Genomic DNA, 14,037 nt, shown 5'->3' on the forward strand with positions numbered 1-14,037 from the left:
CACTTTGCGCTCGCCAATCCGGCGCACATTCAAGGAGCTGGCTATGAATTGGAACGACTTGAATTGGCTAAACCCGCCCGCCAAGGCTAGCCATGATGCGGCGGGACTGCATGTAACCACTGGCGATCAAACCGACTTCTGGCACGGCACCTACTACGGCTTTCGGCACCACAATGGCCATTTCCTGCATCAGCCTGCATCGGGCGATTTCAGTCTCGAAACGGCGTTTAGAGCCGCTTTTTCGCAGCAATATGACCAAGCCGGGCTGATGATCCGCGCCGATGCGACGCATTGGGTGAAATGCGGCATCGAGTATGTTGGCGGCACCGCACATCTGGCGGTGGTGGTGACGAATGGCATGTCGGATTGGTCGCAGATGCCACTACCCGAGTTTGACGGCCAGTTACACTTGCGGCTGACACGGGTGCGGGATGCAGTTTGGGTGCAATATTTGGCGGGGGAGGTTTGGCAGATGCTGCGGCTGGCTTATTTCCCGCCCGAATTGGTGGTCGATGCTGGGGTGATGTGCTGCTCGCCATCACGCGCGGGGTTGCAGATTGTGTTTGAAAAAATGGCTCTAACACCGCCAATTTCAACGGAAGCCTATTGAATGACCAAGCCGAAACCGCCCCGAAAACTGTCGCGGGAGGCGCGGCGGGAACAGTTGATAGAGGCAACCATCGCAGTGCTGGCGATCAAGGGCTATGCCCGCGTCACGATGAGCGATGTGGCCAATCAGGCTGGGCTGTCGCATGGTCTGGTGAACTTTCATTTTCAGTCCAAAGACCTGCTGCTGGCCGAAACGCTAACCTATCTGGCTGATGAATATGTGCAGAACTGGCAGACCGCACTGGCAGCGGCCCCGCACGAGCCTGCGGCGCAGTTGGATGCGCTGATCCGTGCCGATTTCCGCCCCGAACTCTGCACGCCGCAACGTTTGGCGGCGTGGTGTGCGTTCTGGGGCGAGGCGCAAAGCAGGCCGCTCTATCAAGAGAAATGCGGCTCTAACAACGCGGAATACGTCACCAAACTGGAGAATTTGTGTGCGGCTCTGCTGGGCCCAACGGGCAATGCCGAGCGGGTGGCGCGGGCGATCCGGGTGGCCAGTGAGGGGCTTTGGATGGACCTTGTGACGCAAGCCGAGCCTTATAGCGTTGATGAGGCGCTGGAGACCTTGCAGGCCGTTGCTGCGGCATTTTTTCCAAAATCTTTCACGCGGGCGTGAGAATTTTCGGCCACTGGGGTTGAAGTGCTGCAACCCCGCCCCATCTCATGGGATGCGAGACGGGCCCCTCTGACGATGTTGCATCGTGATGTCGGATCGCATCGAGTGCGCTCGATGTCATGCCCGTAGACCTTGGCTGACCTCTGGCGCGATATGCAAAACAGAGGACAGTATGGACATTATCACTTCACTATTTTTGGGCACACCGCTGTGGATGTGGCTGACCTTCATCACCATCGTATTGGTGCTGCTGGCCGCCGATCTGGGGTTGGTGAACAACGGCGATCAAGAGATCGGCGTGTCGAAAAGCCTGCGCTTGTCGGCGGTGTACATCACCTTGGGCATGGCGTTTTCGGGCTTTGTCTATTGGCAGATGGGCTCGGAAGCCACGGCGCAGTATCTGACGGCGTTTGTGGTGGAAAAGACCCTTGCGATGGACAACGTGTTTGTCATCGCATTGATTTTCAGCAGTTTTGCCATTCCCCGGATGTATCAGCATAGGGTGCTGTTCTGGGGTATTCTGGGCGTGATCGTGTTGCGCGGCATCATGATTGGTCTGGGCGCTACTTTGGTCGCTGAGTATTCATGGTTGCTCTATGTCTTTGCCGCCTTCCTGATCTTTACCGGCGTGCGGATGTTGTTCATCGACGAGAGCAAACACTCGGTCGATGGCCCGGTGCTGCGGTTTTTGAAGCGGCGGATGCGGGTGACGGAGGGGCTTGAGGGCAACGCGTTTTTCGTGAAGCGCGACGGGTTGCGCTATGTGACGCCGCTGTTTCTGGCGCTGGTGCTGATTGAGATTGCCGATCTGGTGTTCGCGGTGGATTCGGTGCCTGCGGTGTTCGCGATCACCACCAATCCGTTCATCGTTTATACCTCTAACATCTTCGCTATTCTGGGTCTGCGCGCGCTGTATTTCGCTTTGTCTGCGATCTTGCACCGCTTTGCTTATCTGAAATACGCGCTGTCGTTGTTGTTGGTGTTCATCGGCTCGAAAGTGTTTGTCGCCGACTGGATGGATCTGGAGAAGTTTCCGCCAAGCTGGTCGCTGGGCATAACCTTCGCGATCTTGGCGGCTGGCGTGGGGTTCAGCCTGTACAAGACGCGCGGTGACTCTAAGGTTGAGCATTCCTAAGGGATATGGACAGCGCGTTTGTAAGCGCGCTGTCCATAGAGCAGCGCATCATGGTTATCGGTCAGCGCCACGGCGCTGACTTCGCCGACCATAATGTAGTGGGTTTCCCAGAGTAGAGCTGTCTTCAAGCTACATTCGAAGCTGGCGGAAGCCTCGGTCAAGATCGGTTGACCCGCCTGCCCCGGATGCCATTTCACCTCATCAAAGCGGTCACCTTGCGGCTTTTGGCGGCCCGAGAACAGGTCAGAGGTGCCGTGTTGCGCGGCGCTGAGCAGGTTGGCGCAGAAGGCGCGGTTGCGCAGGATGGCGGTGGCCGCTGGCGACAGGTGGTGGACGCAGACCAGCAGCGACGGGCCTGCGCCATCGGCGGACACCGAGGTCATCGACGAGACGGTGACGCCGAAGCGGCCCGCCTCGCCATCAGTGGTGACGACGGAAACGAAGGTGGCGGCGCGGCTCATGCCTTCGATGAAGTGTTGGCGCAGGTCAGTCATTTATTACCCCAGATCAAAGAAGCGTTGCAGTTCGACATCGGGGACTTTCTTGCGGAATTGGTCGTATTGGCTTTGGCGGGTGGCAGAGAATGCCTCGACAAAGCGGGGGCCGAGCCAGTCTTTGGCGAAGGCCGAGTTGCGCAGGCGGGTGATGGCTTCGGGCATCGAGCGGGCGAAATCGGGGCGCTCGCCGGTCAGGGTGTGGCCGTTGCCGATGACCTCGGGTTCGGGTTCGATCTGCTCGATGATGCCTGCAACCCCTGCGGCGATGGTGGCGGCGGCGGTAAGATAGGGGTTGGTATCGGCACCGGGCAGGCGGTTTTCGACGCGCAGGCTTCCGGCGTCATGGCCGACGACGCGGAAGCAGGTGGTGCGGTTCTCATAGCCCCAGGTCAAGCCGGGGGGCGCGAAGGTGCCGGGGGCGAAGCGGCGGTAGGAGTTGACGGTGGGCTGGCAGATCAGGGTCATGTCGCCGATGTAGCGCTGCAAGCCGCCGATGAAATGGCGGAAGGTTTGGGAGATGCCATTTTTCTCGCCGTCTTGGTAGAACAAGGGTTTGCCCGCGCGGTCTTTCAGCGAGATATGGACGTGGATCGACTGGCTGTCGGCGTCTTCTGTCCAGCGCGGCATGAAGGTGACGCAGCGGCCTTGGCGCATCGCCAGCGCGCGGATGAAGTTTTTCAAGAGCACCAGTTGGTCGGCAGGCTCCAGCCCTTCGCCAGCACCAATGCAAGCCTCCATGAAACCGCCACCGATTTCTTCGTGCATTTTGGCGAGGTCGATGCGGAGGGGGCCGCACATATCCGAGACCGCCTCATACCATTCTTGTTGGACGGTTTGATACAGGATCAGATCGTGGCTGGCGTGCATGGTCGCGGTTTTCAGGTTGCGATAGCCTTTGTCGCGGGCGGATTCGGGGGTTTCATTGAACAGGGTGTATTCCAGCTCCATGCCGTATTTCGGGGTGAAACCTGCGGCGCTCGCGCGGTCCAGCACCGATTTCAGGATCGAGCGTGGGCAAAGAGCGGCGGTGTCGCCGGAGTATTGCGTCAGCAGCAAAAGGTCGTGGCCGGGACGCGCCCAAGGGATGCGGCGGGCCGAGGTGGGGTCAACGATCAGCGGATCGTCGTGGAAATCCGAGGTGCCATCGGTGACGCCGGGCATCTCTAACATCTGATCGGTGGGGTCCAGCGCCAGCTGCGCCGGGGCCATGCCCATGCCGGATTTCAGGATGCCCTTCAGGCTGCGGGTGGAGACCATTTGTCCGCGCAACAGACCGTTGGTATCGACAAGGGCGACGGTGGCGAAGCGGCTGTTTTCATCGTCAAGGAAGGCTTGCAGGCTCATTTTGTCCCCGTGATGGTTTGAAGTTGGGCCAAGTCGCGGGCCGGATCGGTGGCATAGGCTTTCAGGAAAACCCGCAGGCCGTTGTGGATGTAGCGGGCAAGTTCTGCTCGCGTCGGGATGCGGTCAGGCAGGTGCAGGGCCTGGTTACGCGGGGCCGAAAGGATCAGGCCCCAGAGGTCTTCAGCGGCGAGTTCGGCATCGTCGAAGGTTAGTTTGCCTGCGTCGCGCTGGCGGGTCAGGTAGGTGATCATGCCAGCCAGAACGCGATCGGGGCCAGCGGCTTGGTAGGCGCGACCGATCTCGGGGAAGCGCTGCGCCTCACCGATGATCAGGCGGGCGAGCGAGAGGAATTCGGGGCGCATCACGGTGTCGGCGTAATGCCATGCGAAACTGTGGAGTTCTGCCACCATATCGGTGCCGGGGTGATCGAAGGCCAGCAACATGGTGTTGCGCTCGGCGAGCATGATCTCGGTGAAAAGCTGTTCTTTGGTGCCAAAGTATTGATAAAGCGTGGGTTTTGAGACGGCAGCTTTGAGGGCGATGGCATCCATCGAGGTGCCTGAATAGCCCTCGGCGGCAAAGACCGACAAAGCGGCGTCAAGGATGCGGCGTTGTTTGGCGAGGCGGTTGAGTTCGCGTTGCGGGATGGCTGTCATGCGATCACCTTGCGGATGAATTGCAGCAGGGGGCGGTTGTAGGCGCTGAGTTGGGCGACGTTGCAGACATGGCCTGCGTCGGCGATCACTTCGAACCGCACGTCGGGGCGGGGGGCGGCGTCGGTGATGCGGCCTGCAACGGCGCGGATCTCTGACGGGGGTGCGAGGCGGTCGTGTTCGCCTGTCATCAACAGCACGGGCATGGTGAGTTTGGCGAAGTCGAAGCGTTCCAAAGGGTTGGTGAAGCAGCGCAGGGCATCGCGGTAGGTGGCGGCGGGGATGGCGGACATCGAGGCCAGCAGCTCGGCACGGATGGCATCGGAGGCGTTGGGGCCTGCGATGATGCCGACGACGGCGGGCGCAAAATCGGCGGGGGTTTGGCCTGCGTCGAGCGGGACTTCGCGGCTGACGCGGAAGGCTTCGCGTTCTTCGGGACCAGCTTCGGACATGCCGGTGCAGCCGCCGGAGAGCACAAGGCCCGCGAGTTTTTCGGGGTGGCGCATCGCGAAGCTGGTGGCGATCCAAGAGCCATAGGACAGGCCGCAGAGGATCAGTTTTTCGGCGTTGAATTCGGCCATGACGCGCAGGATGTCTTCGCAGTAGTCGTCGATGGTGGATTGGCGGAAGCCGAGGGTGCTGTCGCCGTAACCGCGCAGATCGAGGGCGGCGGCTTGGGCGAAATTGCCTGCGGCTTGCAGTTGTGCGGCCCAGTTGCTGCGCGCGCCGCCGATGCCGTGCAGGAACAGGATCAGCGGGCCGGGTTTGGCGGGCGTGTGGGTCAGCGCCAGTTGCGGGGTGCCGGGCAGGATGCGGGTTTCTAGCGGGGCGTTGGTGAGGGTTGGGTCTGGCTCGATGGGCTGAGGGGTAGCGGCAGAAAGCGCGGTGATGCCAGCCTCGAAGATCGGTTTGGTGCCGTTGGCGATCTCGGTGGCGCGGGCCGGGGGGGCCACGATTTCCGCGCTCCAATTGATCACAGAGCCGCCGGTGACAGGGGAAATCGTCAGGCGGGCGGTGTAGCGGTCGGCACCCCGGATGCCTTCAAGGTGGGTGTAGGCGAGGCTACGGTCGCTGTCAGAGCGGTAGATCAGTTGCTCGCGGTAGACGGTGTCTTCGCCGTGGGCGGTGAAGCGGCGGATTTCGGCACCGCTCTCGCTGCGCTCAGGCGTGATGGTGGCGAGGCCGGGGTGCCATGCGCCGCAGAAGTCGCGGGCTATGGCCCAGATGGCGTCGGGCGTGGCGCTGGTGCGGCCCATGACGTGGACGGTTTCGCGGGTCATGTCAGCGCAGTCCTTTCAGCGTGCCGCTGTCACCGCGCCAGAGCGAGGAACGTGCGCCGCCTTCGTCGCCGGGGGCTTTGTCGAGCTCATTGGTGTCATAGAGGGTAAGGACAGACAGATAATCCTCCATGATTTCCGATGTATAGGGCAGCATCAGCGCACCGCAGCGGCTGTCGCGATACATGCGTTCCAAGGGCATGGATTTCAGCATCGACTGGCCGCCACAGGTGCGGATCGCAAGGGCGGCGATTTCCTGCACGCCTTCCATGACGTTGTATTGGGCGGCATACATCCGCAGCACTTGCGCCTTGGAAGGCATACCTTGCGCCTCCATAAACGCCTGCCACCACAGGGCGCGCATGTTCGCCAGACGGGCATACATGCGGCCCACCGCGATGCGTTTGGTGCCGAACATGCGGCGGTCGGCGGCGGGCTGGCCTTCGACCTCACCGCGCAAGTAAGCCACAGTGAAGTCATAGGCACCTTGGGCGAGGCCCATGTAGGTGGGGGATAGGGTGGCCATCATATGCGGCCAATGCGGCAGGGTTTTGATGAACAATCCGCGCGGCATCATCAGATCTTCTTCCGAAACGAACACGTCTTTCAGCACCAGATCGCGGGAGTTGGTGCCGCGCATTCCCAGAGGATCCCATGTGCCCTGCACGGTCAGGCCTTTGGCCTCTTTCGGGACGACGAAGATCATGGTGTCTTCGTGGCGGGGTTCGATGCCGTCGAAATGTTCGGTGCAGACGATGGAGTAATAGTCGCAATAACCCGCAAGGCTGGCAAATTTCTTAAAGCCGTTGATCAGCCAGCCGCCATCCACCTTGCGGCAGTTGGTTTGGGCGGGTTTGCTGGTCCAGTTCTGGCCTGCTTCGGATATAGGCTGCGAATAGATGCCCTGTTCGGCCACCGCGCGGCGGAATTGGCGTTCGCGCAAGGGGGCGAAGGCGGCGCGGTCTTCGTCGGTGAGGTTCGGCAGTTCATACATGAAGCGCGACCACATCATCGACGAGTTGTGCATGTTGAAGGTCAGGGCGGTGGCCCCGCAGTATTTGCCGATCTCGGCGCCGCACATGGCGTATTCGCCTAAGGTGAAACCGTGGCCGCCGAATTCGGTGGGGACGGTGAGGGTCAGGAAGCCTTCGGCGGCGAGGTCTTTGTAGTTTTCCACTGGGAAACTGGCTTCCACGTCGATGCCCTTGGCGCGGGCGGCGAAGGTCGGGCCCATTTCGTTCAGGCGGTTCAGGACCGCTTGGACTTCGGGGCGGATGCGGGACAGGTCGTAGTAATCGGCAATCGTGCTCATGGTGTTCTCCGTTGCGCTTAAAGCGCCAGTTCGCCTTGAAGGATGCCCGCTTTGACGACGATGCGTCCGTCAAGGGCGATGGTGCAGTTGCGCATGGGCAGGTCGAAATGACCAAGCGTGTAGCGGCCGGCGTATTGGTTGGCACCGGTGGACCACAGGAACGAGCCTGCGAGGGCGCGGAATTCGACGGCCTGCATGTCGCGCTTGTCGTACATGGCGGCGCTGATCCAATGGGCGTGCGGGTTCATGCCCCAACCGACGTGGCTAAGGCCGTAAGCGTTCGGATCGTCCCACGCGGCCATGTATTCGCGGAAATGCAAGGCGTCGATACCGTCGCCCTTGATGTCGGTGACAAAATCATTCTCGATGGTGCAATCGATGCGGCTGGTGAGGTAGGTTTTAAACGTCAGGTTCATATCGCCCACGTCCATCACGATCCGCCCGTTCACCGCGTTCTTGCCGGGGAAGGCGAGGCAGAGGCCACCCGGCCAATGCGCCACATCGCCGGGCTTGGTGCCAAAACCCGCCGTGCCGCCACAGGGCGCGTCGCGCAGGTTGATGGTCAGATCGGTGCCAGCGGCAGAGGTCACGCGCATCTCTGACGCTTCGCGCAGCATCTGGGTGCCGAGTTGCACCTTGGGGCCGTGTTCGGCGCGTGGTTCGGTGCGTTCCAGAATTTCGGGGTGTTCGTTGGTGATCACCAGCAGGCGGGTGCGACCTGCGGCTTCGATCTCGGGCCATTCGGGGGCGTGGATCAAGCCTTCAACGGTGCAATCTACGATGACTTCGACACGTTTCAGGGCCTCGATCACCGCGCGGTTCTGCTGGATTGCCCAAGAGGTGCCGGTGGATTTGACCGGAACCGGGGCGTTCTGCGGCGGGGTCGGCATGGTGATGATGCAGAACTCGGCACCCAGATCGTAGGCGGCGAGTTCGCAAAGATGGATCAGCACCGGTCGGGATTGGGTTTCGGCGAGGATGGCAATGGGGGTGCCTTTGCCGATGCCATTCAATGCCAAAACGCGGCGGAAGGCGGCCAGCCATTTGCCCTCTATCCGTTCTTGCATCATCGCGGCTTCCCCCTTGACCCACTGGATTTGAGTCTAATAATTTTACTGATCGGTTTAGTAATTATCAGACTCATCTTTGTGTCAACAAGATTTTCGAAAATCTTGCAGAACGCCGATTATTTCAGGTTTTTCGCAGACCACTCGGCCCATTTCGGGCGGTCCAACTCGAAGGTGTCATGGCTGCGGACGTAGGTTGAGCCATAGCTGCGGGCGACGAGATTCAGGGCGGGGGTGTCGATATGCGCGCGTTCCGCGTTCAGGATGAAACGGTCGTCGATATGCGCCGCCAGCACGCGACCGATGACGATGGTTTGATGCGGGCCAGTGACCACCGAGGACAGCATCCGACATTCAAACGCCACCGGGCTGGCAGCGATGCGCGGCGGGCGGATATGCACCGAAGCCTCAGTTTCTAGGCCCGCGAGGTTAAGTTCGTTCACCCCGGTTGGCGCATCGACCGAGGTGGTGTTCATCTGCTGCACCAGTGCCTCGGGCACCAGATTGACCACAAATTCGCCCGTGGCGAGGATGTTCGCCGCCGTATCCTTGAAGCCGCGCGTAGGGTCGGCCATCAGGCCCAGCACGAGGGTCGGCGGGGCGGAGCCCATGACATTGAAAAAGCTGTAAGGGGCGGCGTTTAGCTTGCCGTCGTGGCTTTGCGTCACCACCCAAGCAATCGGGCGCGGCATCACGGTGGCGGCGAGCAGTTTGTAGGCAATGGGCTCGGCCACCTTATCCAAATCCCAGCGCATCAGATTTCCGTCACAGCACGTTTGGCGCGGGTATCGACGGCGAGTTCAAACACATCGGGGCGGGCGTAGTGGCCTGTCACGTCGAAATCATATTTGGCGCGCATCACCTCGGTGGGGTCGATTTCGGCGTAAAGAATGGTCTCACCGCTGAAATCCGGGCCAGCCAGCACCTTGCCCAAGGGGCCGATGATGGCAGAGCCGCCGCGCATCATCACCGTATCGGGGGCATCGCCCAGCGCACTTTCATGCTCGGGGCCGTAAGCGGCGCGGGTGATGTGCTGGCAGGCGGTCAGCACAAAGGTCCGGCCCTCCATCGCGATATGCTGCATGGTGGGCAGCCAAGTGTCACGGTCATCGGCGGTGGGGGCGCAGTAGAGGCTAACACCTTGATGATACATGTGCATCCTGAGTGCGGGCATGTAGTTTTCCCAGCAGATCACCGCGCCAATGGTGCCTAAATCGGTCTTGAAGGTCGGCAGGGTCGAGCCATCGCCAAAGCCCCAGATCAGCCGCTCGGCGGCGGTGGGCATCAGTTTGCGGTGCTTGCCGACAAGGCCTTTCGCGCCATCGAAATAGAGCGCGGTGCAGTAGAGTGTGGCCCCGTCGCGCTCGATGGCGCCGATGACGGCGAAGGTGTTGGTTTCAGCGGTGGCCTCGGCCAGCAGGGCGATTTCGGGGCCGTCAAGGTCGATGGCGGCGGCGTGGTAGCGCGCGAAGGCGGCGCGACCTTCGGGTTTGCGCATCCCTATCGGGGCACCGAAGCTGGCACCTTTCGGGTAGCCACCTAATAGCGCCTCGGGGAACACCACCAGTTTCGCGCCCTTGGCGGCGGCTTCGCGCAGGGCGGCGGCGGCTTTTTCAGCGGTGGCGAGCGGGTCGTTGGGCAGCGAGGCGATTTGGGCGACGGCGACGGTGAAAGTCATTTAGGCGTTCCTTTTGTGGCAGACCGCCGGGGGCCAGCCCCCGGACCCCCGGGATATTTGAGCACAGAGGATGACCTAAGCGTTAGTCTGGGGTGGCGTTGACGATTGGGTGCCGGATGGTGCCAATGCCTTCAACCGTCGCCACAACCACATCACCGGGCCAGAGCCATTCTTGCGGGGTCCGCCCCGCGCCGACGCCCTCCGGGGTGCCCGAGGCGATGATGTCGCCCGGTTCCAGCGTGATGCCAGCGGAAATGTCGGCAATCAGCGTATCGACCTTGAACAGCATGTGGCGGGTGTTGGAGCGCTGCTTTTCGACGCCATTAACCGTGAGCCAGAGGTCCAGCGTTTGCGGGTCGGGGATATCATCGGCGGTGATGATGCAAGGGCCGAAAGGGGCGTAGGTGTCTTGGCCCTTGGAGAAAATCCATTGCCCGGCGCGGCGGTTGTCGCGGGCCGAGATGTCGATCATCACCGAATAGCCGAAGACGTGATTCAACGCGTTTTCGCGGGTGACACGGCGGGCGGTGGTGCCGATGATCACGGCAAGTTCCACCTCCCAATCGAGTTGCTGGGTGATTTTGGCGTTGTGTTCGATGGCACAGCCGGGGCCGATGATGGTGGTGGGCGGTTTGGAAAAGATCACCGGCTGTTTCGGCAGGTCTTTCGAGGTGTCGAGGGATGCAGCACTTTCGGCGACATGTTCAACATAGTTCAGGCCGATGCCGAAGATGTTCTTGCGGGGACGCGGGATCGGGGCAAGCAGGGTGACATTGGCCAGATCGGTGGCAACGCCGGTGGTATAATCGCCCTCGGCGCCCTCAAGGCAGGCTTTCAGCGTTGCCAGACCGGGGCGGCCTGCGTCGATCAGGGCCAGCATGGAATCGGGCAGATCTTCGCCCATCATCGCGCCCAGGCGGGCCACATCGACGACCAGATCGCCGTCCATAACGCCCAGCTTTGCTGCGGCCTCGACCGAGGCGCGGTAAGTTACCAGTTTCATATCTTGTCCTTACAGAAGCGGCTGATGGCCGTTGGTGTCGCCAAAGGCTTCTTCACGGTAGAGGCCCAAGGCCCGCATGACGGGAAGGTCCGACAGGCAGAACAGGCAGGCATCCTCCCCCGGTTGATCGTTGACGTGTTCATGCCAAGCCCATGACGGCACACAGAAAATATCGCGTTCCTGCCAGTCATAGCGCTGGCCGTTGATGATGGAATGGCCTTTGCCTTTGGCGACATGATAGAGGTAGCTGCCAGTGTGGCGGTGGGCTTTGGTGTGTTCGCCCGCGCGCAGCAGTTGCATGGACGCGCCAAGGGTTTGCATCACCGGGCCGTTGGTGACCGGGTTCACATACTCCATTAGCACGCCATCAAAGGGCGAGCCGTCGGTGGTGCTGGCGTATTTCACCAGTGCGTCATAGGTCGGGGCCCATTCGTATTTGAACATCGGGCTGTAGCCTTTGCTCCAAGCGCCACCGCCGGGGGTCAGGCCTGCGTTGCCCCAGGTCTTGGTCATATCATCCACCGGATAGCCGACAGCTTGGCCAAGATCGGGGTGGACCTCGTAGAAATTCGCCTCCATCGCGTTGACGAAGGGGATGTCGAGGCCGTCTTGCCAGATGCAGGGGGTGCCCTCGGCGGCAACACCGTGTTCGTGCCAAGTGCCGTTGGGGGTCAGCACAAAATCATTCGCGCCCAAGGTCATCTTGTGGCCATCGACGACGGTATAAGCGCCGCTGCCTTCCATGATGAAGCGAATGGCGCTGGCGGAATGGCGGTGGGCCGAGGCGACCTCGCCGGGGTTCATCACTTGCAGGCCTGCGTAAATCCAGCCGACCGCTGCGGCAACATCGGTGCGACCGGGGTTGTTAAGATAGATCACCCGCCGCCCAGCTTTTTCGGGCGTCACCAGCTGCACCGAGCGCAGGACTTGCTCGCGCAGATCACGGTAGCGCCAAACCACGGGGACCGATTGGCTTTTCGGTTGCCACGGTTCGATCTTATTGGCCACCGTCCACAAAGCACCGGTGCTAAATTTTTCGAGCTGCTCGTAATAGGCCAACAGTTCGGGCGTGTCTTCGACATTGGCACGGCCGGCCACGTCCTCGCGGTGATTTTCGCGCTGATTGCTCATCCCTGCCCCCTTATGTCGACTTTGTTCGTCTAAAATGCCAGAATTATTTTCGCAAGCAAGTCATATTTTCGAAAATAATGAAATTGCCATCTGATCTACCCTGCGCCATACTGGGCGCAGCAGAAAGAGGCCCCGGATGACTTTGGCAGAAACCGCCTATGACGCGTTGCGGCGAGACATTGTGCGGGGGGTGCTGGCTCCGGGCAAACCGTTGCGGATGGCGCAGCTGTCTGAGCGCTATGGCATGGGATTCTCGCCGCTGCGTGAGGCGTTGAACCGCTTGCAGGCCGAGCGGCTGGTGACCTCGATCGCCTTACGGGGGTTTTCGGTGGCGCCGCTGTCGATGGCGGAAATGTGGGATACCATCAACACCCGTGTGCTGATCGAACAGCGCGCGCTGCGGCTTTCCATCGAACTGGGCGACGATGATTGGGAGGCCGGGATTGTCAGCGCCCTGCATGGCTTGATGCTGCAATCGGCGCGGGCGGTGGAGGCGAATGCGGATGAGCAAAAGCTGCTGGAAGATCGCCATCGCGGCTTTCATCTGGCACTGATTGCGGGCTGTGGCTCAAGCTGGCTGCTGGAGTTTTTCCAGCGGCTGTATGTTGAGGCCGAGCGCTATCGTTATCCGATGCTGCAACAGCGCAATGTTGAACATCATCGCGATATTCAGGCCGAACACGCGGCTTTGTCGCAGGCGACACTGGCGCGGGATGCCGATTTGGCCTGCGATCTGCTGGCCGAACATTATCTGCGCACCGCGCGGTTCATCGAGGCGCAGATGGCGGCGGCACCGCAGGCGCAAACCGCATAGCTGTGGTTTACCCCGCAAGCGGGATCACATCGACGGCTTGTTTGCTTTTTTGGCCGCCCGAAATCCGCATCGTGCCTTTGATCGGCGAGACATCGGCGTAATCGCGACCCCGCGCCACGACGATGTGATCTTCTCCGGCAAGTTTGTCGTTGGTGGGGTCGAACTCGATCCAGCCAGCGTCAGGACCGCACCATGCACGCACCCAAGCATGCATCGCATCGGCCCCTTCCAGCCGGGGTTTTCCGGGCGGTGGCAGAGTGCGCAGGAAGCCGCTGACATAGCCTGCCGGGATGCCGATGCCGCGCAGGCAAGCGATCATGATGTGCGAAAAATCCTGACAGACGCCGTGACGCTTGGCGAAAGCCTCGGTCGCTGGGGTGTCAACTGTGGTGGCTTCGGGGTCAAACTTCATGTGACGGTGCAGCGCGCTGCCTACGGCGACGACGGCTTCGGCCACATCCATATCTGGGTGCAGCGCGCCATGGGCAAAGGCGGTCATCGCGCGGTCACGCGGGACACGGACCGAGGGTGATAGGAAATGCAGCGGTGAATTCGGGCCAAGATCGCGCTGCGCGGCCAAAGCGGCGGGCATCGCGGACAAAGCGATGGCATTGCTGGGCAGGCTGGGGATCACCAGCCGCTCGATCCGGGCTTTCATGGTGAAGGCCACTGAGTCATGCGGACCACGAAAGCTGAACTCGGTGATGCGGTTGCCGAAGAAATCCAAGCGGTCCAAGCGTTCTTCCGGGCGTGGGGTGATGTCGAGCAGGCTGGCCTGCACGCGCTGACCGGGCATGTCCAACGGCATCACGCAGACCACATGCCGCCCGCCCACCGCCGGATTGGCATATTGATAGGCAATTTGCAGTTTGATGTCGTAGATCACCGCCCGCCCCTCGTG

15 protein-coding genes are annotated in these 14,037 nt (G+C 61.2%); 4 read left to right on the top strand and 11 right to left on the bottom strand.

Going from position 1 to position 14,037, the window contains the following annotated elements; all coding sequences use genetic code 11:
* The first annotated feature begins 43 nt into the window (after positions 1-43).
* The 3 genes from AKV04_RS06125 (at position 44) to AKV04_RS06135 (ending at position 2,360) form a co-directional block, all read left to right on the top strand.
* Positions 44-610: a DUF1349 domain-containing protein gene (locus AKV04_RS06125; protein WP_054005551.1), complete on the top strand. Its 567-nt coding sequence runs from the start codon at positions 44-46 to the stop codon at positions 608-610.
* Positions 611-1,225: a TetR family transcriptional regulator C-terminal domain-containing protein gene (locus AKV04_RS06130; RefSeq protein ID WP_054005552.1), complete on the top strand. Its 615-nt coding sequence runs from the start codon at positions 611-613 to the stop codon at positions 1,223-1,225.
* Between the two features lie 172 nt (positions 1,226-1,397).
* Entirely contained in the window at positions 1,398-2,360 is a 963-nt protein-coding gene (locus AKV04_RS06135; RefSeq protein WP_054005553.1) for a TerC family protein, read from the top strand.
* On the opposite strand, the gene AKV04_RS06140 is transcribed toward AKV04_RS06135, so the two are convergent.
* The 10 genes from AKV04_RS06140 to AKV04_RS06185 all read right to left on the bottom strand — a co-directional run bounded on the left by AKV04_RS06140 (position 2,357) and on the right by AKV04_RS06185 (position 12,322).
* On the bottom strand, positions 2,357-2,854 hold the full coding sequence (locus tag AKV04_RS06140; protein WP_054005554.1) for a flavin reductase family protein: 498 nt from the start codon (positions 2,852-2,854) through the stop codon (positions 2,357-2,359). The genes AKV04_RS06135 and AKV04_RS06140 overlap by 4 nt on opposite strands.
* A gap of 3 nt (positions 2,855-2,857) precedes the next feature.
* The gene (locus AKV04_RS06145) at positions 2,858-4,201 is read right to left on the bottom strand and encodes a glutamine synthetase family protein (RefSeq protein ID WP_054005555.1); all 1,344 of its coding nucleotides are present in this window, start codon (positions 4,199-4,201) and stop codon (positions 2,858-2,860) included.
* Positions 4,198-4,857, bottom strand: coding sequence for a TetR/AcrR family transcriptional regulator (locus AKV04_RS06150; protein ID WP_054005556.1), 660 nt, complete (start codon positions 4,855-4,857; stop codon positions 4,198-4,200). The genes AKV04_RS06145 and AKV04_RS06150 overlap by 4 nt, the downstream gene beginning before the upstream one ends.
* Positions 4,854-6,134 carry an alpha/beta fold hydrolase gene (locus AKV04_RS06155; RefSeq protein ID WP_054005557.1) on the bottom strand — a complete coding sequence of 427 codons (1,281 nt, stop codon included), beginning with the start codon at positions 6,132-6,134 and terminating at the stop codon, positions 4,854-4,856. Before AKV04_RS06155 ends, AKV04_RS06150 begins: the two co-directional genes overlap by 4 nt.
* Before the next feature lies 1 nt (position 6,135).
* Entirely contained in the window at positions 6,136-7,443 is a 1,308-nt protein-coding gene (locus AKV04_RS06160; RefSeq protein ID WP_054005558.1) for an acyl-CoA dehydrogenase family protein, read from the bottom strand.
* Positions 7,444-7,460: 17 nt separating this feature from the next.
* A complete protein-coding gene (locus AKV04_RS06165; RefSeq protein WP_054005559.1) occupies positions 7,461-8,513 on the bottom strand; it encodes a M29 family metallopeptidase in 1,053 nt (350 codons plus the stop codon).
* Positions 8,514-8,629: 116 nt separating this feature from the next.
* Positions 8,630-9,265 carry a flavin reductase family protein gene (locus AKV04_RS06170; RefSeq protein WP_054005560.1) on the bottom strand — a complete coding sequence of 212 codons (636 nt, stop codon included), beginning with the start codon at positions 9,263-9,265 and terminating at the stop codon, positions 8,630-8,632.
* Entirely contained in the window at positions 9,265-10,188 is a 924-nt protein-coding gene (locus AKV04_RS06175; protein ID WP_054005561.1) for a carbon-nitrogen hydrolase family protein, read from the bottom strand. The genes AKV04_RS06170 and AKV04_RS06175 overlap by 1 nt, the downstream gene beginning before the upstream one ends.
* Positions 10,189-10,270: 82 nt before the next feature.
* Entirely contained in the window at positions 10,271-11,191 is a 921-nt protein-coding gene (locus AKV04_RS06180) for a fumarylacetoacetate hydrolase family protein (RefSeq protein WP_054005562.1), read from the bottom strand.
* 9 nt (positions 11,192-11,200) lie between these two features.
* A complete protein-coding gene (locus AKV04_RS06185) occupies positions 11,201-12,322 on the bottom strand; it encodes a cupin domain-containing protein (RefSeq protein WP_054005563.1) in 1,122 nt (373 codons plus the stop codon).
* A 136-nt stretch (positions 12,323-12,458) separates the two neighbouring features.
* Between AKV04_RS06185 and AKV04_RS06190 the strand changes: the two genes are divergently transcribed.
* A complete protein-coding gene (locus AKV04_RS06190; protein ID WP_054005564.1) occupies positions 12,459-13,136 on the top strand; it encodes a GntR family transcriptional regulator in 678 nt (225 codons plus the stop codon).
* A gap of 7 nt (positions 13,137-13,143) precedes the next feature.
* Here AKV04_RS06190 and AKV04_RS06195 read toward each other — a convergent pair whose 3' ends face one another.
* Positions 13,144-14,022 carry a transglutaminase family protein gene (locus AKV04_RS06195; RefSeq protein ID WP_054005610.1) on the bottom strand — a complete coding sequence of 293 codons (879 nt, stop codon included), beginning with the start codon at positions 14,020-14,022 and terminating at the stop codon, positions 13,144-13,146.
* Positions 14,023-14,037: the final 15 nt, after the last annotated feature.

The sequence above is a fragment of the Cypionkella psychrotolerans genome (assembly GCF_001294535.1).
GTDB classification, from domain to species: domain Bacteria; phylum Pseudomonadota; class Alphaproteobacteria; order Rhodobacterales; family Rhodobacteraceae; genus Cypionkella; species Cypionkella psychrotolerans.